The sequence below is a fragment of the Brevibacterium sp. Mu109 genome (genome assembly GCF_900169375.1).
Classification (GTDB): Bacteria; Actinomycetota; Actinomycetes; order Actinomycetales; family Brevibacteriaceae; genus Brevibacterium; species Brevibacterium yomogidense_A.
Genome location: NZ_FXZF01000126.1, coordinates 1 through 1,016 on the forward strand (window position 1 = coordinate 1; position 1,016 = coordinate 1,016).

Annotated in this window: 1 protein-coding gene and 1 pseudogene; both read right to left on the reverse strand. The window is 59.4% G+C overall.

Annotated elements, in window-relative coordinates; translation table 11 throughout:
- Window positions 1-226: pseudogene (locus BSP109_RS17595) on the reverse strand (PaaX family transcriptional regulator); the annotation flags it as partial.
- A 244-nt stretch (window positions 227-470) separates the two neighbouring features.
- Window positions 471-1,016, reverse strand: a 546-nt coding sequence (locus BSP109_RS16860) for a M24 family metallopeptidase (protein ID WP_257944769.1), incomplete at its 5' end; no start/stop codon positions are given.

Genomic DNA, 1,016 nt, shown 5'->3' on the forward strand with positions numbered 1-1,016 from the left:
CCTTTTCACTGGTCAGAATGCTCCGGTGGACCATCCTCACCAGCTGATTGTGCACGCTTGAGGACGAATAGCCGTGTTCATCGAGGATCCCGACGATGACAGGACCCGGAAGTCCCTGCGCGCGGAGACAGCCGAAAGCAGAGATGACGTCAAAGGCGATCCTGGTCAGGCGATACCGATCGCCCACATCTGCCGAACGTTTCGTGTGATCGTGGACACCCGTCATGACCAGATCCTAACGTGAAATCACAACGATAGTGTTGAGACGGCCGCTGAAATCGGCCCCGAACACAAGGAGCAGCGTCATGGACGACGAGGCATACGAAACGAATCTACGAGTATTTCAGAGGGCACGGACCACCGCGGTCCTGACCGCATCGATCACAGCGTTCATCACCTTTGTGGCCTTCATGATCGCAGGTTTCGACATTCAGGTCACTGCAGCGTGGATGTTCGCGTTGAGTCTGATGTCAGCGTTGGCGCTGTTCGTCGTCATGCACATCCTCACGACCAACGAGCTCAGGCGGAGGCAGCAAACGCCTCAGCCATGAATGACCGAGTCGGCTCAGTCCGGCCACTCCCCCATCGTCAGCAGTGAGTACCCAGACTCCCCCATCATGCTTGGCGACGCTGTGCTCCCAATGGCTCGCACGCGAACCATCCTCTGTCACGACGGTCCAGTCGTCTGCCAGGGTGATGGTCTCGCTGCTGCCGGCTGTGAGCATCGGCTCGATTGCCAGACACATTCCGGATTTGATTTTCGGTCCGTTCGACTTCGCACGATAGTTCAGCACCTCGGGCGGCATGTGCATGGCAGTGCCGATGCCGTGGCCGGTGAATTCCTCCACCAGCCCGAGTTCAGGAGCCTCGCTTGAGACATGATCGTCGATTGCGTCACCGATGTCGCTGACTTTGTTTCCGGCGGCGAACGCGGCGATGCCGACCCACATCGCCTTCTCCGTCGCCCGCGACAGCGCGATATCGGCGCTCGAGCCGGTGGAGTCGCCGGCGACGAT